This window comes from Pelagicoccus albus (assembly GCF_014230145.1).
Taxonomy (GTDB): Bacteria; Verrucomicrobiota; Verrucomicrobiia; order Opitutales; family Opitutaceae; genus Pelagicoccus; species Pelagicoccus albus.
In genome coordinates this window covers 123,853-142,759 of sequence record NZ_JACHVC010000012.1, presented here as the reverse complement: position 1 = coordinate 142,759, position 18,907 = coordinate 123,853, and the positions used below count along the sequence as shown (strand labels likewise).

General features: G+C 53.0%; 16 protein-coding genes and 1 tRNA gene. 10 read left to right on the top strand and 7 right to left on the bottom strand.

Going from position 1 to position 18,907, the window contains the following annotated elements:
- Window positions 1-17: 17 nt before the first annotated feature.
- The 4 genes from H5P27_RS10415 to H5P27_RS10400 all read left to right on the top strand — a co-directional run bounded on the left by H5P27_RS10415 (window position 18) and on the right by H5P27_RS10400 (window position 4,709).
- Window positions 18-1,805, top strand: coding sequence for a chloride channel protein (locus tag H5P27_RS10415; RefSeq protein ID WP_185660328.1), 1,788 nt, complete (start codon window positions 18-20; stop codon window positions 1,803-1,805).
- A 38-nt stretch (window positions 1,806-1,843) separates the two neighbouring features.
- On the top strand, window positions 1,844-3,043 hold the full coding sequence (locus tag H5P27_RS10410; RefSeq protein ID WP_185660327.1) for a class I SAM-dependent rRNA methyltransferase: 1,200 nt from the start codon (window positions 1,844-1,846) through the stop codon (window positions 3,041-3,043).
- A 77-nt stretch (window positions 3,044-3,120) separates the two neighbouring features.
- Window positions 3,121-3,681 (top strand): elongation factor P, encoded by a 561-nt coding sequence (locus H5P27_RS10405; protein ID WP_185660326.1) that lies wholly within the window; start codon window positions 3,121-3,123, stop codon window positions 3,679-3,681.
- 137 nt (window positions 3,682-3,818) lie between these two features.
- Window positions 3,819-4,709, top strand: a complete 891-nt coding sequence (locus H5P27_RS10400) for a sialate O-acetylesterase (protein WP_185660325.1) — start codon at window positions 3,819-3,821, stop codon at window positions 4,707-4,709.
- Between the two features lie 97 nt (window positions 4,710-4,806).
- On the opposite strand, the gene H5P27_RS10395 is transcribed toward H5P27_RS10400, so the two are convergent.
- Entirely contained in the window at window positions 4,807-6,090 is a 1,284-nt protein-coding gene (locus H5P27_RS10395; RefSeq protein WP_185660324.1) for a glutamate-5-semialdehyde dehydrogenase, read from the bottom strand.
- Between the two features lie 137 nt (window positions 6,091-6,227).
- Between H5P27_RS10395 and H5P27_RS10390 the strand changes: the two genes are divergently transcribed.
- Complete coding sequence (locus H5P27_RS10390; RefSeq protein WP_185660323.1) at window positions 6,228-6,431, top strand: hypothetical protein; 204 nt, start codon at window positions 6,228-6,230, stop codon at window positions 6,429-6,431.
- Window positions 6,432-6,526: 95 nt separating this feature from the next.
- Here H5P27_RS10390 and H5P27_RS10385 read toward each other — a convergent pair whose 3' ends face one another.
- The 5 genes from H5P27_RS10385 to H5P27_RS10365 all read right to left on the bottom strand — a co-directional run bounded on the left by H5P27_RS10385 (window position 6,527) and on the right by H5P27_RS10365 (window position 11,867).
- Window positions 6,527-6,991 (bottom strand): VanZ family protein, encoded by a 465-nt coding sequence (locus tag H5P27_RS10385; protein ID WP_185660322.1) that lies wholly within the window; start codon window positions 6,989-6,991, stop codon window positions 6,527-6,529.
- Window positions 6,992-7,088: 97 nt separating this feature from the next.
- On the bottom strand, window positions 7,089-8,594 hold the full coding sequence (locus H5P27_RS10380) for a carboxypeptidase M32 (protein WP_221774677.1): 1,506 nt from the start codon (window positions 8,592-8,594) through the stop codon (window positions 7,089-7,091).
- Between the two features lie 237 nt (window positions 8,595-8,831).
- Entirely contained in the window at window positions 8,832-9,527 is a 696-nt protein-coding gene (locus H5P27_RS10375) for a hypothetical protein (protein ID WP_185660321.1), read from the bottom strand.
- An 89-nt stretch (window positions 9,528-9,616) separates the two neighbouring features.
- Window positions 9,617-10,840 carry a BaiN/RdsA family NAD(P)/FAD-dependent oxidoreductase gene (locus H5P27_RS10370; protein ID WP_185660320.1) on the bottom strand — a complete coding sequence of 408 codons (1,224 nt, stop codon included), beginning with the start codon at window positions 10,838-10,840 and terminating at the stop codon, window positions 9,617-9,619.
- Window positions 10,841-10,883: 43 nt separating this feature from the next.
- The gene (locus H5P27_RS10365) at window positions 10,884-11,867 is read right to left on the bottom strand and encodes an adenosine kinase (protein ID WP_185660319.1); all 984 of its coding nucleotides are present in this window, start codon (window positions 11,865-11,867) and stop codon (window positions 10,884-10,886) included.
- A gap of 153 nt (window positions 11,868-12,020) precedes the next feature.
- Here H5P27_RS10365 and H5P27_RS10360 point away from each other — a divergent pair, with 153 nt between their 5' ends.
- Genes H5P27_RS10360 through H5P27_RS10350 form a run of 3 tightly spaced genes read left to right on the top strand, consistent with a single transcriptional unit; the run spans window position 12,021 to window position 15,520 of the window.
- Complete coding sequence (locus tag H5P27_RS10360; protein WP_185660318.1) at window positions 12,021-12,218, top strand: hypothetical protein; 198 nt, start codon at window positions 12,021-12,023, stop codon at window positions 12,216-12,218.
- Window positions 12,219-12,257: 39 nt separating this feature from the next.
- Window positions 12,258-13,889, top strand: coding sequence for a CTP synthase (gene pyrG, locus H5P27_RS10355; RefSeq protein ID WP_185660317.1), 1,632 nt, complete (start codon window positions 12,258-12,260; stop codon window positions 13,887-13,889).
- A gap of 50 nt (window positions 13,890-13,939) precedes the next feature.
- Window positions 13,940-15,520, top strand: a complete 1,581-nt coding sequence (locus tag H5P27_RS10350; RefSeq protein ID WP_185660316.1) for a beta-ketoacyl-ACP synthase 3 — start codon at window positions 13,940-13,942, stop codon at window positions 15,518-15,520.
- Window positions 15,521-15,559: 39 nt separating this feature from the next.
- Here the strand turns inward: H5P27_RS10350 and H5P27_RS10345 are convergent, their stop codons facing one another.
- Window positions 15,560-16,315, bottom strand: coding sequence for an RsmE family RNA methyltransferase (locus H5P27_RS10345; RefSeq protein ID WP_185660315.1), 756 nt, complete (start codon window positions 16,313-16,315; stop codon window positions 15,560-15,562).
- 1,098 nt (window positions 16,316-17,413) lie between these two features.
- Here H5P27_RS10345 and H5P27_RS10340 point away from each other — a divergent pair.
- Window positions 17,414-17,498 (top strand) — tRNA-Leu (locus tag H5P27_RS10340).
- A 302-nt stretch (window positions 17,499-17,800) separates the two neighbouring features.
- Window positions 17,801-18,886: a quinolinate synthase NadA gene (gene nadA, locus H5P27_RS10335; protein ID WP_185660314.1), complete on the top strand. Its 1,086-nt coding sequence runs from the start codon at window positions 17,801-17,803 to the stop codon at window positions 18,884-18,886.
- Window positions 18,887-18,907 lie beyond the last annotated feature (21 nt).

Here is an 18,907-nt window from a genome sequence, read left to right as displayed (position 1 = left end):
CTTCCCTTTGGCAGATCATGTCACGTAGTGATCGATCCTTTTATCGCGTTTCCCGTAGGTGGTTCGCCGATTTGATGGGGCGTTTGGCGTTGAGCCAGAAAAGTCGCTTCAATCTTTTGGCTATTTTAATCGGACTCACCAGCGGCGGTAGCGCTGTGGCGTTTCACAAGTCGATCCATTGGGCTGAGCTAAACTGGATACATCGCATGAGCGAGATCCCCGGCTGGTGGGGAGTGGCGGCTCTCATCTTGTTGCCTACGTTTGGCGGTTTGTTTGTCGGGTTTCTGATCAAGTATTGGGCCCCCGAGGCGGCGGGGAGTGGTATACCTCAAGTCAAGGCTTCCTACTTTCTGAAGTTTGGCCGGATTCGGTTCAGGGCTGCTATGGGCAAATTTGTGCTAGGTACGGCTTCAATTGGCTCGGGAGCGAGTTTGGGACGTGAGGGCCCTACGGTGCATATCGCGGCCGCCATTGCCTCATGGGTTGGACGTTGGTTCGGCTTAGCTCCGCGTCAGATCATGGCTCTTATTCCGCTCGGTTGCGCGGGAGGTATCGCGGCAGCATTCAACACCCCGCTGGCGGCCATCGTCTTCGCCATCGAGGAGATCATGGGTGACTTGAAGCATAAGGCCTTCGCGGGTATCGTCATGGTGGCGGTGATCGCGGCGGTCATCGAGCGCTCGATCTTGGGAACTGCTTCGGTTTTCACCGTTCCAGCCCACTCCGATCACCTTTCATTGCTCAGCTTGTTGATGAGCGTTGTTTTGGGAGTAATTGCTGGCTTCGTTTCCCACTTGTTTGTGGAAGGTATGCTGCGGGCTCGGGAGCGTGTGAAACTCGTTCGCGGACCCTTTGACTGGATGATGCCAGGGGTGGGTGGATTGCTAACCGGCTGTACCGGCGCGATCGTCTACACGAACCTCGGCCACATGGGGGTATTTGGAATCGGCTATGACGATTTGTCCTCTGCCTTGGCTGGCAGTCTCGCTTTGGGTGGATTGCTGGCCCTTTTCATTGGCAAGTTTGCGGCGACCATTTTCTCCTACGCGAGCGGAGGCTCGGGAGGGATTTTCGCTCCGGTGCTTTTTATCGGAGCCATGCTGGGCGGTACGATCGGGACCCTCGCTGAGATGGTGGTGGGTAATACCGGAGAGCTGCCTCACATGCTCGCCTTGGTAGGGATGGGAGCTCTTTTTGCGGGAGTCATTCGCGCTCCAGTTACTTCGATCCTCATTATCTTCGAATTAACAGGGGACTATAATCTGATCCTACCGATTATGCTGGCCAACCTCAGCGCTTACGCGATCGCGGGCAAGTTGCGCCAAGTACCCATCTATGAAGCCCTGCTCCTGCAAGATGGCGTGAACCTTCGCAAGTTCCCGATCCTTCGTCCTAGCCAAGGATGGCAGAGCATGCCGGTGAGCTCGATCATGACCAACACGGTGCATACCCTTAACGCAGAAATGCCTTTGGGCGAAGCTTGGGAGACGATAAGGAATGAAGGCTTCAAGGTGTATCCAGTCGTTGACAGAGAAATGCACTACGTCGGTCTAGTGCACCGCAAGGGAGTAAGGATTGTAAGCGAGCAATCGCCCAAGAAGCAGGTGCAGGATATCTTCATTTCTGACACTTTCCCGAAGGTTTATCCGGATACCAAGATCAAGGACGCGGCGAAGCAATTCGTGAACACAGAGTGGATTGCTCTACCTGTGGTAAGCCGTTTGGACAATGGGCGCGTTATTGGCGTTGTGACGCTCCATGATATTACTCGCCAACAGTTCCTGCAGGAAACGAAAGGGGACTAGTCTCCGCATTTTTGGTCCCGATTACATTTTGATTCGCTATGAATAGAAGAGATCGAGAAAGCGTTCCACTTGCTAAGAGGCGATCTCCCTGGGTGGAGATCAAAACCTTCACTTTTCATCCCACCATTTACAAATCGATGCTGGGGAAAACCTCTCCCAGCGCGGTTGCGGGAGACATTGTCACGGTTTACGACCGAAAGGGGCAGGTTTTCGGATCGGGCCTCTACAACGGGCGGGCTCGAGTACCCCTGCGAATGTACCAGCATGGGGAAGAGTCCTTTGGTGAAGCCGATTTTTTGACACTGCTAGATCGGGCCATTTCCCTGCGTCGGGATGCCTTGAAACTCGACTCTGTTTCCGAAGCCTATCGGGTTGCCCACTCCGATGGGGACGGGTTGAGCGGTCTAGTGGTGGATCGTTTAGGGACGGTTCTCAGTATTCAGGTGCACAGCTACGGGATTTATCAGCGTTTGCCGGAATGGCTTCCTTACTTGAAGGAAAAGCTCGGGGCAGAGCAGGCGATTGTGGAGGTTGATCCCAAGATCGCCGACTTGGAAGGGATCGAAATCGATGCGCAGCTCTCGGATGACGTTCGATTCGCCAAGTTTGAAGAGCATGGGATTCGCTACGAGGCTGATTTCCGGGATGGCCACAAGACCGGTTTCTTTTGCGACCAGCGCGACAACCGCAAACGTTTCGGTGATCTGGCGGATGGCAAAGACGTGCTTGATGTTTGCTGTTACACCGGAGGCTTTGCGCTCAACGCGGTTCGGGGCGGAGCCACGAACGTGACTGCGGTAGATTTAGACGAGAAAGCGATCGCCCAAGCTAAACGTAATGCCAATTTGAATGGACAAGCCCGCGTCAACTGGACGCACTGCGATGCCTTTTCCTTCATGCGACAAATGCAGCGAAATGGTCGCCAATGGGATTTGGTAAACCTCGATCCGCCTAAGCTCGTTTTCAGCAAGGAACAGCAGGCGGAAGGAATGAAGAAGTACGAGGATTTGAATCAGCTCGCCTGCACGCTGGTGAAACCAGGTGGGCTAATGGCCACCTATTCCTGTTCTGGACAACTGTCTGCGGAAGAATTCGAGGCGATGGCGATTCGTTCGGCCCATCGGGCGGGCAGACGGCTGCAGATCATCGAGCGGACTGGGGCAGGGGCGGATCATCCGGTGATGTCGAATTGTCCCGAGAGCCGTTATCTGAAGGCCCTTTGGTCGGTCGTCTGGTAGACGAGCGAGGGCTCGATGTGACCTAAGTCCAAACAGACTCGACAAACTCGGTTTCAGCGCTACTCGTTTCTCCTCTTATGGCCACCAAGGTAAATAAAATCTCCCGCGGCAACGTCATCGAATACGAGAAGCAACCTTGCTTGGTGATCGAGTGTAAGATTGTCGCTCCCCCAAACATGTCTGCTCTTTGCCAGATGCAGCTCAAGAATCTGAAGACTGGTAAGACGATTCACAACCGCACCAATGTGGGCGACTCCTACGAAGTTCTCCACAAGGAGATCAAGGAGCTCGAGTTCTCCTACGAGAACCAAGGCGTCTACGCGTTCATGGATTTGGACACCTACGAAACTCTAGAAATTCACTCGGACATCGTTGGTGAAACGAAGGACTTCCTTATCGAGGGCAAGACTTACGAAGTGTTCTATGTGGATGGCAACCCTCTCGGAATTGAGCTTCCTTCCTCTATCGAGATGAAGGTCGTCGAAGCTCCTGAAGCGGTACGTGGCGATACTTCCGGAAACGTTCAGAAGACTGTCGTGCTCGAAACCGGTATCGAAGTGAAGACTCCGATCTTCATCAAAGAAGGCGAAATCATCAAGATCCGCCCTGAAGACAAGAGCTATCAGGGCCGCGCCTAGTTCTTTCGAGCATCCCAAACTTTCCAACCGCGAGCATGCCTGTGTGTGCCGCGGTTTTTTTGTGCTCCTCAATAAGTTGCGATGTGACCGCTTTTTCGCGTTTGCCTACATTTCTTGGCTAACCTAAACGCTTGGTTATGAGACGTTCTCTTGTATCAACTCTATTGGCATTAGCGGCCGTTACGACCTCTCAATCCAAGGATTTTCAAGTCTATCTACTGGCTGGCCAGTCGAATATGGAAGGCTATGGCTATGTGAATGAGCTCCCGCCCGAGTACGCGGATTTTGGCAACGGAGCTTACATTTTCCACGGAAATATAGGTGAGGATGGCGAAGCTCGAGATGGGCGGGGACTTTGGGCTCCGCTAGAAGCGGGGCACGGGACAGGGTTCTCCTCCGATGGACAGGCAAACGTATTGGGAGAAAGATTTGGTCCGGAATTAGGTTTCGCCAAGAAACTACAGGCAGAGGCCTCGGATACCCCGGTAGCGATTATCAAGTACGCACGCGGTGGCACGACGCTCGACTATTCATTTGGAGAAAAGTCCGGAAACTGGAGCGTGTCGAATTTGGGCGTCAATCAGTACGACCATTGTCTGCAGACCATTCGCAACGCGTTTTCCGCTGCGGATATCGACGGCGACGGAGAGACGGACCGACTCATTCCTGCTGGAATTGTCTGGATGCAAGGGGAGAGTGACGGACATCGTTTGGATGCTTCTTATCGTTACGAAGAGAATCTGGCTGAAATCGTGTCACTTTTCCGTGCCGCCCTGCGAGTGGACGACCTTCCGGTCGTGATCGGTCGGATTTCCGACTCCGGACAGTCGGAAAGCGGTCGAGTTTGGGAATTTGGAAACGTGATCCGCGCCCAGCAAGCGGCCTACTGCGAGAGCGATCCGATGGCTGCCTTGGTCACCTCGACTGATACCTATGGCTATTCCGACAAATGGCATTACGACTCTGAAGGCTTCATGGATCTCGGAGAGCAGTTCGCTGCGGCTATGCTTTCGCTACAATCCGAATAGTTTCCCAAGCAAAAAAAGGGGGCTGAATAAATCAGTCCCCTCGAGAAAAACTTCATGCGGTTTCGCTTAAGCGGGCCGCATTTTTTTTGGCCACTACTTAGCCGCGGATTTGTCCTTCGCCGACTACCTTGTACTTGTAGCTGCAAAGCTCGCGTAGCCCCATGGGACCACGGGCGTGCAGGCGGTCGGTGGAGATGCCGATTTCCGCGCCAAGACCGAACTCGAAACCGTCCGTAAAGCGGGTGCTGACATTCCAGTAGACGGTGGAAGAGTCCACACCGTTGAGGAAGGCCTCCGCAGTATCTTTGTCTGCGGTGACGATCGCTTCACTGTGGGAGCTGCCGTATTTGTTGATGAACCCCATGGCTTCCTCGACAGAATCAACCACCTTGATGGAAATGGTGAGATCGAGGTACTCGGTTGACCAATCTTCCTCGGTAGCTACTTCGCAATCGATTCCTGCGGATTCGAGTACCTCGGCCGCTTCAGGGTCGGCTTTCAGCGTGACACCCTTCGCAGCCAGCCCTCTAGCGATCTGCGGTAGGTGAAACTCCAATACTTCTCGGTGTACGAGCAGGTTTTCCGCCGCGTTGCACACGGAAGGGTATTGGGTCTTTGCATTAACCACGATGCTTTCAGCCATGGCTATGTCTGCCGCCTTGTCTACGAACACAGTGCAAATGCCGTCGTAGTGCTTGATCACCGGTATAGTGGAGTTTTCGGATACAAATCGAATAAGGCCTTCTCCGCCGCGAGGAATGATGCACTGGATTTGCTCGTTGAGTTTGAGCAAGGTATTCAGAGCGGCCCGATCCGTGGTGGGAATGAACTGCACCGCATCGGCTGGAAGGCCGGTTTCGTCGAGGGCTTGCGATACCAGTTTCGCTAACGCGGTATTGGTATGGAAGGCTTCCTTGCCTCCACGAAGGATGCTGGCGTTTCCAGACTTCAGGCAAAGGATAGCGCAGTCGACGGTGACGTTTGGGCGGGATTCGTAAATGATGCCGATCACGCCGATGGGCACGCGGACTTTTTCGATGGTGAAGCCCTGCGGATGATTGTAAGTGTCGAGAGATTCTCCCACTGGATCAGGGAGAGCCGCCACCTGACGGGCTCCTTCTACCATCGAGGATATCCGCTTCTCGTTAAGCTGGAGGCGGTTTAGCATGGAAGAGCTGAGGCCGGCTGTTTCGCCAGCATCGAGGTCTTTCTGGTTTTCTTCTTGCAGGGCTGGAACGTTTGCTTCGATGAGCTCTGCCAACCGAAGGATGGCTTTGTTCTTTCGATCGCTATCTACGTTGGCCAAAATCAGTGATGATTTTCTGGCTCGGAAGGCGATGTCCTGTACTAGGCTCGGAATATCTGTTTCTGCTACTGTCATAGGAATTTTTTCGAAATTCGAAAAGGTGACCCTGCGCGCTACCCACGCTTTTGTCACGAGGCTTTTACCCAACCGGGGGGCGATATCGCTTTTAAGGCCTTGCTACAGATGAATTTCTGATACATACCTGCAACCTTATGAAAAATTCCAAATTACTTGTTTCCTTCCTATCTATTTTCGCCGTTGTCTTCGGACTGACTCTTTCTGGCTGCAGCCAAAAGTCAGAAGAAGAAAAGGCACTCGACGATGCTGCTGGCCAAATGGAAGATGCAGCTAAGTCTGCTGAGAAGGATGCTGCAAAGCTCAAGGAAGAAGCTGAAAAGGCTCTCCCTAACCACTAATCCTTCGATTAGCTTACCCTAATCTTTTTAAGCCCGTGGCGTCTTGAGCGCCGCGGGTATTTTTGTGTCCGGCTTACGCGAGCGAGTCCGCCTGTTTAAACACCCAGTTCGGATGATTTCTGAAAAGGCCGCCAATTTGCGAGAGCTCGCAAGGGTGGAATCGCAGAGTAGAGTACTATGGCCGTTAAGGCTCCGAGGGAGTCGGCCAGCCAGTCTAGCGGGTCCCCGGTGCGAGACGGATTAAAGTGTTGTAGGAATTCATCCCAAAGCCCGAAGCAGCTTACGAGAAGAAAGGCGAACAGCCAGCGTTTGGTTCCTTGGATACGGGCGGGAAGCGCCCGCAGAACCAACAGACCTAGGAGTCCATACACGCAGAAGTGGTCAACCTTGTCGCGGAAGCTTAGCTCTATCATTGGAGCGACGAATCCTTTTTGACGCGCGGAATAGGCGGAAAGGAAGCAGCAGGCGATAAGGATGGGAATCCAAGGCCGCAGATTTCGGAAGAAGGGAGTGCGGTAGAACGGCGTATTTTGCTTGGCGGTCAGGCTGCTGGTGGTCACCCCCTGCCAATCGGCGCCATTGGTCGCGAAGTTAAGCGTTGAACCGCTCTCGCAGTTCAGTTCGCCTAACTTTCGGCAGTTCTTGAATTGCTTTGGCCTACTTTTGGTAGAGAGGCAGGTAGCGGTCTTGCAAGTAGCGGATAAGCGACTTGGGAGAGAGGGCTTGACCGGTCGCTTGCTTGCTTAGTTCGAGCAGGTGATACCGAGCCCCGTGTTTGTGCACGTTTTCACGGAGCCAGGTAAGCAGACGCGAAAAGTCCCCTCGAGAGAAGTCGTCTTGCAAGTTCGGCAGTTGGTCCAAGGCAGTGTACCAAAGCTGAGCAGCTAGCATATTTCCTAGGCAGTAGCTTGGGAAATAACCGAAAGAGCCGCCGGACCAGTGTACGTCTTGTAGCACGCCTTCCGCATCGTTGCGGGGCTCTATTCCTAGGAGTTCCTTGTATTGGGCGTTCCAGAAATCAGGCAGCTCTTCGATTTTCAATTCTCCAGCGAACAGTCGCTTCTCTATTTCGAATCGGATGATGATGTGGAGATTGTAGGTGACCTCGTCGGAGTCTACCCGTATTGGATTCCGTGATACGGAATTGATTGCGAGGTAAAGCTCATCGGAGGAGATCCCATCGAGCTGGCTTGGGAAGGCTTCTCTGAACTTGGGTTCGTAATGTTCCCAGAACGCTCGGGAGCGCGAGACTTGGTTTTCCCAGAGGCGGCTCTGAGACTCGTGGGCTCCCATGCCGGCCGCTTTGCCTAGAGCGTTGTGCAAAGAGTGGAGCGGTAGTCCTTGCTCGTAGAGACCATGGCCAGTTTCGTGGATAGATGAAAACAAGGAATCCAGAGGGTTGTCTTCGTGGAATCGAGTGGTCATTCGCGTGTCCGCTCCGTTGCCACTGCAAAATGGATGCAGGGAGATGTCGATCCGCCCTCGCTTGTAGTTGAAACCTAATGACGAGGTAACATCCTCTAGGAAAGCCTTTTGCTTGTCGACAGAGAAGCCTTTGAAGATGTCTGTACGAGCTTGAACCGAGGAACCTAGGATTTGGTCGAGAACAGGTACGAGCTCGGTTTTTAGCTCCGAGAAAAGGTTGTCAATGGTGGCTGAATCGACCCCAGGATCGTAGAAGTCGATTTGCAGGTCGTAAGGTTTTTCGCTCCAGCCGAGTAGGTCGGAAGCTTCCAAAGCCAAATCGAGATGACGCTGCAGGTAGGGGGCGTAGGATGGGAAGTCGTTGTTCTTTCTGGCAGCGGCCCAGGCATGATAGGCCTCGGAGCAGAGACGGGCATGCTTTTCTACCCAGCTCGCTGGAAGTTTCGTGGCGCGGTCGAATTCGATACGGGCGTCTCTGAGGATCGGGTAAGTCTTCTCGTCTCGGGGTTCTTTCTCCATTTGATCCAGAATGGCCCCGATTTGCAGGTCTGTCTTTGCCTCATGGATGATGGAGGCCATGGTCGCGTTTTGGTCCTGCCGCTGGTCGGCGCTATCTTCTGGTAGCAGCGTTTGCTCATCCCAACCGAGGAGGCTAGATATGGACTCCAAAGATTGGATACGTTTTTGCTTTTCTGTTAGTTCTTCAAATGGAGTCATGCTGCTGTCGTTGTATTTCAATCTTGGAGGGATGATAGTGTCTTAGATGGAATGGGCACTTAAGAAGCCGGTAGCCTCTGAGCAGTGGGTGGACGAATCAATCGGCTTTTCGATTCTAGGTTTTAAAAGATAGTAAGAGTCCTGTCTGAATTGGCAATGCTCGCGGAGATAAGTCTTTGATCTGTCTCAGCAAAAAAGAAGAAGGCCGCCTAGTCAGGCGGCCTTCGCGAATAAAGTGCTTTGAACCAGCTGGATCGTTTAGAGCTTAGGAAGCAGGCTCTCTACGGAACCTTTACCAACTAGCTTGAGGATTTCGTCCGCTAGGCTCTTTGCGGTGGTAAGCTCGCTCTGATACTTGGTCTTGAATTCTTCGATTTGCTCGAGAGTCGAGGGGCTGAACTTCGATGCCAGGCTCTGCAGATTTCCAATGCTGCTGGACAATTCTGGGAGCTTGGCGGAAACGGCTGATACGACGTCTTCTGGAAGGCTATCCTTGATGCTGTCGTACTTGGACTTGAGAGAGTCGTACTGGCTTTGCAGAGCGGAAGCATTGGAAGCGAACTGCTTTTTGAGGCTTTCAGTTTCAGCGGCTAGCTTTTCTTCCATTTCAGCTTTAAGGGCGGCTTTCTCTTCTTCGAGTTTGGCTTCCATCTCAGCTTTTTCATCAGCCATCTTTTCTTCCATGGCTGCCTTTTCCTCGGCGAGCTTGCTGTCCATCTGCTCTTGGGCGGCAGCCAGTTTGTTATCGGACTCTTCCTTGATGGAAGCGAGGCCAGCGGCGAGCTTGTCCTCCATTTTCTTTTCTGACTCGGCTTGTGCGGCTGCTGCGGAAGCCTTCACTTCGGCGGCTGCGGCTTGGACGTCTGCCTCAGTGACTTCGTCTTTTTTAGAACAGCCGGAAAGGGCGAGGATTCCTGTGAGAGCAAGAGTTAGGATCGTGGTTGGGTTTTTCATAAGCTTTTAAAATGTGGGTAAGAATGGCTAAATCAATTGAAAAGAAGGAACTAGCTGGGCGGGGGGACTCGTGAAAACACAGAACGTTCCTATTTTTTTGAAATTGCCTCTGCGGCGATTTTCGCGGTGGTCCAGGCTGCTTGGAAATTGAAGCCGCCGGTGACTCCGTCGATATCAAGCACCTCTCCCGCGAAGTGTAGGTTAGTGACGAGTCGGCTTTGCATGGTTTTGAAATCGACTTCCTTTAGCTTTATCCCGCCGCAGGTAACGAATTCGTCCTTGTTCATGCTTTTGCCGTGAGTCTGCAGAGTGGTGTTCGATATCGTTTCCACCAGTTGATGGAGACCTTTTTTAGATAACTGGGCCCACTGGCAATCGCTGGGGATGGCAACGTATTCTAGCAGTCGTTCCCAGAATCGCCGTGGAAAATCGAAAGGATTCAAGCTGATCATCGATTTTCGGGCTTCGCTTCGTTTTGTATTCTCCAGAAGCTGACGGATCTCTTCCGGTTTCGTCCCGCCGGTCCAATTCAGGCTAAGCTCGCAACGGTAGTCTAGCTTGCTGAATACGCGGGCTCCCCAGGCGGAGAGTTTTAGCATCCCGGGTCCGCTAAGTCCCCAATGGGTAAAAACGATGGGTCCGGTCTGGCTGAGTTTGGAAGGTCTATGACTGACTTGTACCGCCGGTAGCGAGAGGCCTTGCAGGTCTGCGAGGAGGGGATGCTCGATGTGGAAGGTGAAAAGCGAGGGGGCTAGGTCGGTGATGGTATGGCCTAGGTTTGCTGCGAGTGTGTGTCCTACGTTTTTCTGTCCGCCGCCGGTGGCGATCAAGACGTGATCGGCCTGCACTTTTTGACCGTCTCCGATCGTTAGCTCGAACCCACCATCGTCGAGGTCGGTCAGGTCGGTAACTCCCGACTTGAGATGAAGGGTGACACCGGCGGTTTCGGCGGATTTCGTCAAGCAGTCGATGATGGTTTGCGAATTGTCCGTCACCGGAAACATGCGACCGTCTGCCTCTGTCTTTAGCTCCACTCCTCTAGACGCAAACCAAGAGATGGTGTCTTGAGGCTGCCATTGATGAAAGGGGCCTCGCAGCTCTTTGCCCCCTCGCGGGTAAAAGGTAACGAGTTCACGAGGGTCGAAGCAATGATGGGTCGCATTGCAGCGCCCGCCGCCTGATATGGAAACTTTGGTCAGGGTCCGGCGAGTAGACTCGTAGAGGTCCACCTTGGCTGAAGGATCGCCCTCCGCCACGTTGATCGCTGCGAAGTAGCCGGCTGCACCTGCTCCTATGACGGCGACGGTTTTCATGTAACTGGAAGTCAGTTGGCTTCGCGGTCCTGAATAGCAAGAGCTAGATCAAGGCCTTTGCCTGCTCCATGCTTAACCGCGGTCCGAATTTTCCGACGACGGCGGAGGAGGCTCGGCTTGCCAAATCTCCCGCCTCTTGGTGGCTGAGGCCACTGGTGATTCCGTACAGGAAGGCTCCCGCAAACAAATCGCCCGCTCCGTTCGTATCCACCGCTTTGGTGGGAACGGGAGCGATTTCGATGAGCGCAGCGCCGTCCCAGACGAGAGCGCCTTTCGGGCCTAGGGTGAGGGCGAAGTTTTTGGCGGATGTTTTCAAGGCTTCAACCGCTTCGGGTATGCTCTCGGTGCCGGTGAATAGCATCGCTTCCTCTTCGTTGCAGAAGAGAAGGTCCACGCCGTCGCCAACAACTTCTTTCATCGGCTCGCCGAAGTATTTGACCATGGCAGGATCCGAGAATGTGAGGGCGACCTTTACCCCCGATTCTTCGGCGAAGGCTTTAGCTGCTTTCATGGCTGCGACCCCGTTTGTCGAGGTGATCAGATACCCCTCGATGTAAAGGTATTCCGAATCGGCGAGTGCCGCTTCGTCGATTTCGTTTTCCGAGTAGTCGGCGGTGACTCCCAGGAAGGTATTCATGGTACGCTCGGCATCTGCGGTGGTCATGACGAGGCACTTTCCAGTGATTCCTTCGGGCAAGGCGTCTTCCTTAAGATTGGTATCGGCTCCGTTGGCGATTAGATCGGTAAGGTAAAATCTTCCCAACTCGTCGTTGGCCACTTTGCAGCTATAAAAGGATCGAGCCCCGAACTGGGCAGCTCCGATAACTGTATTGGCTGCAGAGCCGCCGCATTGCTTATCCGCGTTTTCAAGATCGATGGCAGTGAGTAAGGCGGTCTGACGCGTTTCGTCGACCAAGGTCATTAAGCCTTTTTCAATTTCGTTTGCTGCGAAAAAGCCGTCATCGACTTCGGTCACGATGTCGACGAGCGCGTTGCCCATCCCGTACACATTGTATTTTTTTGCCATCGAAGTGGGGTTGTGGAGTGAAGCTCGCCGCTTGGCAACGTCTTAACTCGCAAGGCGCTTGCACGGTATTTAACGCCAGCTTTTAGGCAAAAATGCAAAGCGGTGGAATTGGGAGTTGATGCGTGAGATAGGGCTAACCTAGAGTCGACCCCCATGGCGCAGCTAATAGATGAAATCCAAGCCCTCTATGAGGTCTACCCCAAGTGGCTAGTCACAACTTGTCTAGTTATTGTGGGTCTCGGACTGGGCTGGATCTTGTGGAAGGTTATCCGAGCCAGCATGGCTATTTTGGTGACCGCCGCCCTGCTAGCTATCGTGCTCTTCGCGGGTTGGATCATTTTATCTCCATAGCGCGTTGTAGTTTGACCTCCTCAATTTTATCTAATTCTCATGGCAGCCAACGTGGAAAACAGTAAGGCAAAGAAGTATATTTTCGTGACGGGCGGAGTCGTTTCGTCCTTGGGCAAGGGCTTGACGGCCGCATCTCTGGGCGCCCTGCTCGAGGAGCGCGGCTGCACGGTAAGAATTCAGAAATTCGACCCTTACCTTAATGTCGATCCGGGAACGATGAACCCGTTCCAACACGGCGAAGTATACGTCTTGGATGACGGAGCGGAGACCGATTTGGACCTCGGCCACTACGAGCGCTTCACTTCCGGAAAGCTGAGCCAATTCAACAACCTCACCTCTGGCCAGATTTACGAGTCGGTCATCCAGAAGGAACGCCGAGGCGAGTACTTGGGCAAGACGGTGCAGGTCATCCCTCACGTGACCAACGAGATTAAGCAACGCATCCAGGCGGCCAGCGAGGATGTCGATATCTTGATAACCGAAATTGGCGGCACCGTGGGCGATATCGAAGGGCTTCCTTTCTTGGAGGCTATGCGTCAATTCGCTCTCGAGGCGGGGCGCGACAATGTTCTTTTCATCCATTGTACCTTGCTCCCGTTTTTGGCAGCAGCGGGAGAGCTCAAGACCAAGCCAACCCAGCAGAGCGTGGCGAAGATGCGTGAAATCGGTATCCAGCCAGACATCCTAGTTTGCCGTACCGAGCATCCGATCGACGCCGAACTACGCGAGAAAATGAGCCTTTTCTGTAACGTGCCGGTGAAGGCTGTTATCGAGGAGATCGACGTAGACGATTCGATTTACGAATTGCCCGTCATGCTCCGCCGCGAACATCTGGACGATCTCGTAGTCGATTTTCTTCGGCTCGATGCTCCTCAGCCGAAGGAGAGCATTTGGACTGATATCGTTCGTCGCATTAAGTCTCCTTCCAAGCGGGTAACCATCGGAGTCGTAGGCAAGTACATCGAGCTGCAAGACGCTTACAAATCGGTTTACGAATCGATCACCCACGCCGGGATTGCGAACGATGCAGCGGTTACCATCAAGCGAATCGATGCCGAATCGCTCGAAACCCGCGAAGGTCGCGAGACTCTAAAATCGCTTCACGGCATTTTGGTTCCAGGCGGATTTGGCGATCGAGGTACGGAAGGGAAAATCGAAGCTGTGCGCTACGCTCGCGAAAAGGGAATTCCTTATTTCGGCCTTTGCCTTGGTTTGCAGATTGCGGTGATCGAGTATGCTCGAAACGTTCTGGGGCTGAGCGATGCGAACAGTTTGGAATTCGACCCGAAGACCGCGAGCCCAGTCATCACATTGATGGAAGAGCAGAAGCAGGTGGTAGATAAGGGCGGGTCCATGCGGCTCGGATCTTACGAATGCCGCGTAAAGAAGGGCACTCACGCTTTTGATGCCTACGGGGAGGAAAGTGTTCGGGAACGCCATCGCCATCGCTACGAGGTCAACAACGAGTTCGTCGGCCAACTTGAAGAGGCCGGACTGGTTGTCAGTGGAGTAAACCCCAAGAGAAATCTAGTTGAGATGGTGGAACTTAAGGAACATCCTTGGTTTCTCGCCGTACAATCTCACCCAGAGTTCCTCTCCAAGCCAAATAAGGCGCACCCGCTTTTCAAAGCTTTCGTGGAAGCTGCAATCAATCGGGCTGAGAACCGTTAATCGGTGCTAGGTCCCAACACTCCCAATCTGAATTTTTTTCGCCCTAAGCCATGAGCTTTCAAATCGATGTACCGATCCCTTCTATGGGAGCAACGGTTAACGAAATGACCTTGATCGACCTAGAAGTCGAAGCAGGGCAGGAAATCGCCAAAGGCGAGAAGCTAGCGGAATTGGAGAGCGACAAGTCGGTCTTCGATTTCGAATCCCCTTGTGATGGGACGATCAAGAAAATCCATTGCAGAGCGGGGGATATCTTGGAAGTTGGGCATCCTTTCGTCCGGATCGAAACCAGCGATACGGCCGTAAGTCATTTGAAAGTGGATGGGGACGCAGAGCCTCAAGCTGCTAAGCCGAAGCCCGAAGTCGAAGTGGTCGAGCCCTTGGCTCCCGAGCTGGGCATGGAACCAGTCGTGGCTACCGCTCCAGCAGTTGCCAAGGCCAATGGAGTTCGCTGGACACCGAGAGCGAAGAAACTCGCCGTGGAGCGCGGTCTAAATCCGGAATCGATCACCGATATTTTGGGAACGGGTCCCGGGGGAAGAGTGACTGGTGACGATTTGGAACGTTACGTAGATTCGGTTAGCGAAGCTCAGCCAGCTGTAGTTGAGACTCCGGCAGCGGTGGATGCTCCGGCTGGATCGGGATCGAAGCAAACGGCGTGCGTTGCGGGAATCGGATACGCGGTACCGAAAAACGTCCGTTCCAACGCCGAGATTCTGAAGCAATTCCCGGGCAAGACCGAGGAGGAGATCGTCAAGGTCACCGGTATCCAGCAGCGTTATGTAATTTCCGAAGGAGAGTCCGCCACGAGCCTAGCGAGTTCCGCGACCCGCAAAGCTCTGGAGATGGCGGGACTCGAGGTCTCCGATATCGATGCAGTAGTGGTAGCAACCTTGTTGCCCGACCAGCCGGTCCCTGGAGCCGCGAGCATATTGGCCAAGGAGCTGGGTATCGAGCAGGCTCTGGCCTTTGACTTGAATGCTGCCTGTTCAGGTTGGCTATACGCTTTGGAAGTAGGGCGTAGCTTGATTTATGGCGGGACCGCGAAAAACATCTTGGTCGTTACCGCGGAAATCCTCTCTCGCATCACCAATCCAAAGGATCACGAGACTGCTTTCCTTTTTGGCGACGGCGCTGGAGCGGCGATTTTGACGAGTGGTGAGGGCGGTCATCGCCTCCATCGTTTGGAACTAAGTGGCGACGCTCGATTCACGGATGCTATTTCCCGTGTGGGAGGCGGGGCTCTCTGCCCGATTCCGAAGCCCGGAGAAGATTTGGATTCTTTCTATCTGACCATGGATGGCGGAGTTGTATTCAAGAGGGCCGTACTGTCGTTTTCGAACATCATCGAAAGCGCGTTGGAGCGGCATGGGCTGACTCCAGAGGACGTATCTTGGATTGTTCCCCACCAAGCCAATGCTCGTATCCTTCGTGCCGTAAGCAAGCGGGTGGGAATTCCCTACGAGAAGTTCGTGGTCACCATCAACAAGTACGGAAATACTTCGGCCGCATCGGTTTCCATGGCCCTAGGCTGGGCAGCGGAAGAAGGTATTTTCGAAGATGGCGACAAGATTATCTTCTGCTCGGTGGGAGCAGGATTCACCTTCGCGGGTGGATTAATGACTTGGTAGGCGAGCTCCTCATCGAGCTCAATATCCCTATCCACTTACTCAGCTCAGTTCGTAGAGCGTGATGCTGAGAGCGTGGGCTGCGGCGGTTTCGCTGCGCATCACATGGGGTCCGAGAGTGGTGGGAAGGAAACCTGCATTTCTGGCAGCTTCGTATTCTTGAGGTGAGAAATCGCCCTCGGGACCGATTAGCCAAATCGCGGAGCGAGGTCGCTCGCCATCCCGTTTCGGCTGGAATGTTTCGAGGTGTTTTTTAAGTGACATCGCATCCGTCTCGAGTGAGGCGATGAGTTTCAGGTCGTAGGGTTCGGCCGCTTTCAACAAGTCCTTGAAGGGGAGGACGGATTCAATTTCGGCTAGGAAAGGATTTCCACTTTGTTTGGCTCCTTCCAGGGTGGCGTTGGTCCATTTTGCGTTTTTAGAGTCTGCCTTCTCGGAGCCGATTTTCGATTCTGTGCGTTCGGTGGCTACCGGGAAAATTCTTTGAGCTCCGATCTCGGTCGCTTTGCGGATGATGTTATCGAGTAGCTTTCCCTTGAGAAGGGCTTGGGCGAGGGCGATTTCGTAGGGAGGTCGCTTGATTTGGTAACGCGCGGAAAGGCTTAGGATTGCCCTGCGTTTGTTGGCTATCTCGACTCGGCAATCCGCTTCAATCCCTTGTCCATCGAAGGCCCTGACAAGATCTCCCACGCGGGCTCGGTTAGCGGCGATCAGGTGGTTGGATTCTTCGGGACTGAGCTCGATTTGATCTCCTTCTGCAAGGGGGAGGTTATCGCAGTAGCAGCGAAAGTCTGACATGTTTGAGAGCAAAGCCGATTGGCAGTCGCGATATCAAACAGAAAAGGGCCCCGCCTTAGCGGAGCCCTTAATAACTTATCAAACTACAAACCAGATACTAAAAATTTAAAACTACCTATGCTTTGGATAGGCGCGTTGGTCGGTGAAACGTTCAAAAGATTTTGCTCTCTATCAGCAAATTTGTCGCATGAGGGAGCTAGTTGAGGATTGAACCGAAAACGAAAAAGGGCCCCGCCTTTGCGGAGCCCCTTTCGACTTATCAAACTACAAACTAGATACTAAAATTTAAAACTACCTATGCTTTGGATAGGCGCGCTGGTGGGCGAAACGTTCAAAAGAAATTGGGCCGAATTCTATTTTTTCGGAATTGCCTGAATTGCTGCCTTGGAAGCGGCAACGAAAAGGGGCCCCGCTTCTGCGGAGCCCCTTTCGACTTATCAAACTACAAACTAGATACTAAAAATTCAAAACTACCTATGTTTTGGATAGGCGCGTTGGTGGGCGAAACGTTCAAAAGAAATTGGGCCGAATTCTAATTTTTCGGAATTGCCTGAATTGTTGCCTTGGAGGCGGGCAACGAAAAGGGGCCCCGCTTCTGCGGAGCCCCTTTCGACTTATCAAACTACAAACTAGATACTAAAAATTCAAAACTACCTATGCCTGGGATAGGCGCGTTGGTTGGCGAAACGTTCAAAAGAAATTGGGCCGATTTCTAATTTTTCTGGAATCGCCTGAATTGCTGCCTTGGAGGCGGGCAACGAAAAGGGGCCCCGCTTCTGCGGGGCCCCTTTCGACTTATCAAACTACAAACTAGATACTAAATTGAACAAACCCTTATATGTCCTCTTGGGTAGACGGTGTTTTGGGTTAGCCGTTCAAAAGTATCTCAGTATTTTTTCGGATAAGGGATTTCGGTTGGCTGAAGCTTGAATCACTCGCCGAGTTTCGGGTGACTTCCTGTCGATTCCATGGAGACCGAATCAAAAAAGCGCGCTTCCTCGATGTCTCTCCAAATTGGGCTTGCATCGATTCACGCTCGTGGCACAACAGCCGATCTCACTTGCAGCTAGTTTTTTGGCGGCAGTTTCATCGAAAGATGCCCAGGTGGCGGAATTGGTAGACGCGGCGGATTCAAAATCCGCTTTCTTCGGAAGTGAGGGTTCGAGTCCCTCCCTGGGTACCACTCCTTTAAAAAAAACGTTTCCATACCGGGGAGCGTTTTTTTGCGTTCGGCGGTAGCGAGGGACTTGAACCCTCGGGTTCGACGGAGCGAAGCGGAGATGGGCGAACCGGAGGTTCGGGGCGTAGCCCTGAGCGCAGCGAATCAATCCCTCCCTGGGTACCACTCCTTTAAAAAAACGTTTCCTTAGCCGGGAGCGTTTTTTTGCGTTCGAATCCAGTGAGAGGGCGATTTGCAGCAAATGCTTCCCTTTCTGCGGGTAAACGATCAAGTTTAGTGGTTTTAACTCCCACCGAGTTTTGATCATGGTTAGCTCAGCAGACAAAAGAAACTATTCGGAAGACCAAGTCGAAGCGGAGGCAGAGCGTCTCCTCGCCAAGCTTATGCACGTGGAGTGCGAAGCCAGTCGTTCTTGGAATTTGGACGCTTGCCGAGAAATCGCTCCGCTGACCCTTGAGATCAACGAGCTCAAAAAAGAGAAGGGCGCGGTCCTGCTTGCCCATTCGTATGTCGAGCCGGAAATCATCTACGGTGTGGCTGACTATTCTGGAGATTCCTATATGCTTAGCCTCAAAGCGAAAGAGGCGGCAGCGGAAACCATTGTATTTTCGGGTGTGGTCTTCATGGCGGAGACGGCCAAAATCCTCTCGCCTCAAGCTCAGGTTGTCGTACCCGATCGAGCATCGGGATGTTCTTTAGCGGACTCGTTGACTGGCGAGCAGCTGCGCGAGTTGAAAAAACTTTATCCTGAGGCTGCTGTTGTTTGCTACATAAACAGCACCGCGGAAGTTAAGGCCGAGTGCGATGTATGCGTGACCTCAAGCAACGTCTATAAGATCGTCGCTTCGCTTCCGCAGAAGCAGGTCCTATTTGTGCCGGATCGTCTCATGGCCGAGAATATTCGGGTGGAGATGAAGAAGATGGGTATCGAAAAGGAGATCGTTTCTTCCGATGGCACTTGCATCGTACACGACAATTTTGATCCGGAGACAATTGCAGAGGCCCGTTCCAAATTCCCCGGACTCAAGGTCGTTTCGCATCCGGAGTGTACTTTGAACATCACGGAGCGCAGCGACTACGTGGGCAGCACTGGCGGAATGATGCAATACGTGAAGGCCACGCAAGCTCCGTATTTCATGATGTTAACCGAGTGCGGACTGGTGGAACGAATTGAAGTCGAAGCCCCTGAGAAACGCTTTATCTCCGGGTGTAAGCTTTGTCCGTACATGAAGATGAATTCTCTGGAGAAGATACGCGACGTATTGCTCGAACCTAGGCCAGAGCAAATCATTGAGCTCGATGAGGAGCTTCGCTTAAAAGCTCTCGGCTCAATTGATCGCATGTTTGAGATTGCGGAAGGGACCGCTCATGCGCCGGGCAAGGGTTGCTAGCTCCTCTTTAATTTTTGGGTA

Bases quoted from the DNA above. Each gene is read 5' to 3' on its own strand.
- H5P27_RS10405 (WP_185660326.1), top strand. From the start codon at position 3,121: ATGGCCACCAAGGTAAATAAAATCTCCCGCGGCAACGTCATCGAATAC.
- H5P27_RS10390 (WP_185660323.1), top strand. From the start codon at position 6,228: ATGAAAAATTCCAAATTACTTGTTTCCTTCCTATCTATTTTCGCCGTT.
- nadA (WP_185660314.1), top strand. From the start codon at position 17,801: ATGGTTAGCTCAGCAGACAAAAGAAACTATTCGGAAGACCAAGTCGAA.
- pyrG (WP_185660317.1), top strand. From the start codon at position 12,258: ATGGCAGCCAACGTGGAAAACAGTAAGGCAAAGAAGTATATTTTCGTG.
- H5P27_RS10345 (WP_185660315.1), bottom strand. From the start codon at position 16,315: ATGTCAGACTTTCGCTGCTACTGCGATAACCTCCCCCTTGCAGAAGGA.
- H5P27_RS10375 (WP_185660321.1), bottom strand. From the start codon at position 9,527: ATGAAAAACCCAACCACGATCCTAACTCTTGCTCTCACAGGAATCCTC.
- H5P27_RS10410 (WP_185660327.1), top strand. From the start codon at position 1,844: ATGAATAGAAGAGATCGAGAAAGCGTTCCACTTGCTAAGAGGCGATCT.
- H5P27_RS10370 (WP_185660320.1), bottom strand. From the start codon at position 10,840: ATGAAAACCGTCGCCGTCATAGGAGCAGGTGCAGCCGGCTACTTCGCA.
- H5P27_RS10365 (WP_185660319.1), bottom strand. From the start codon at position 11,867: ATGGCAAAAAAATACAATGTGTACGGGATGGGCAACGCGCTCGTCGAC.
- H5P27_RS10360 (WP_185660318.1), top strand. From the start codon at position 12,021: ATGGCGCAGCTAATAGATGAAATCCAAGCCCTCTATGAGGTCTACCCC.
- H5P27_RS10415 (WP_185660328.1), top strand. From the start codon at position 18: ATGTCACGTAGTGATCGATCCTTTTATCGCGTTTCCCGTAGGTGGTTC.
- H5P27_RS10350 (WP_185660316.1), top strand. From the start codon at position 13,940: ATGAGCTTTCAAATCGATGTACCGATCCCTTCTATGGGAGCAACGGTT.
- H5P27_RS10395 (WP_185660324.1), bottom strand. From the start codon at position 6,090: ATGACAGTAGCAGAAACAGATATTCCGAGCCTAGTACAGGACATCGCC.
- H5P27_RS10400 (WP_185660325.1), top strand. From the start codon at position 3,819: ATGAGACGTTCTCTTGTATCAACTCTATTGGCATTAGCGGCCGTTACG.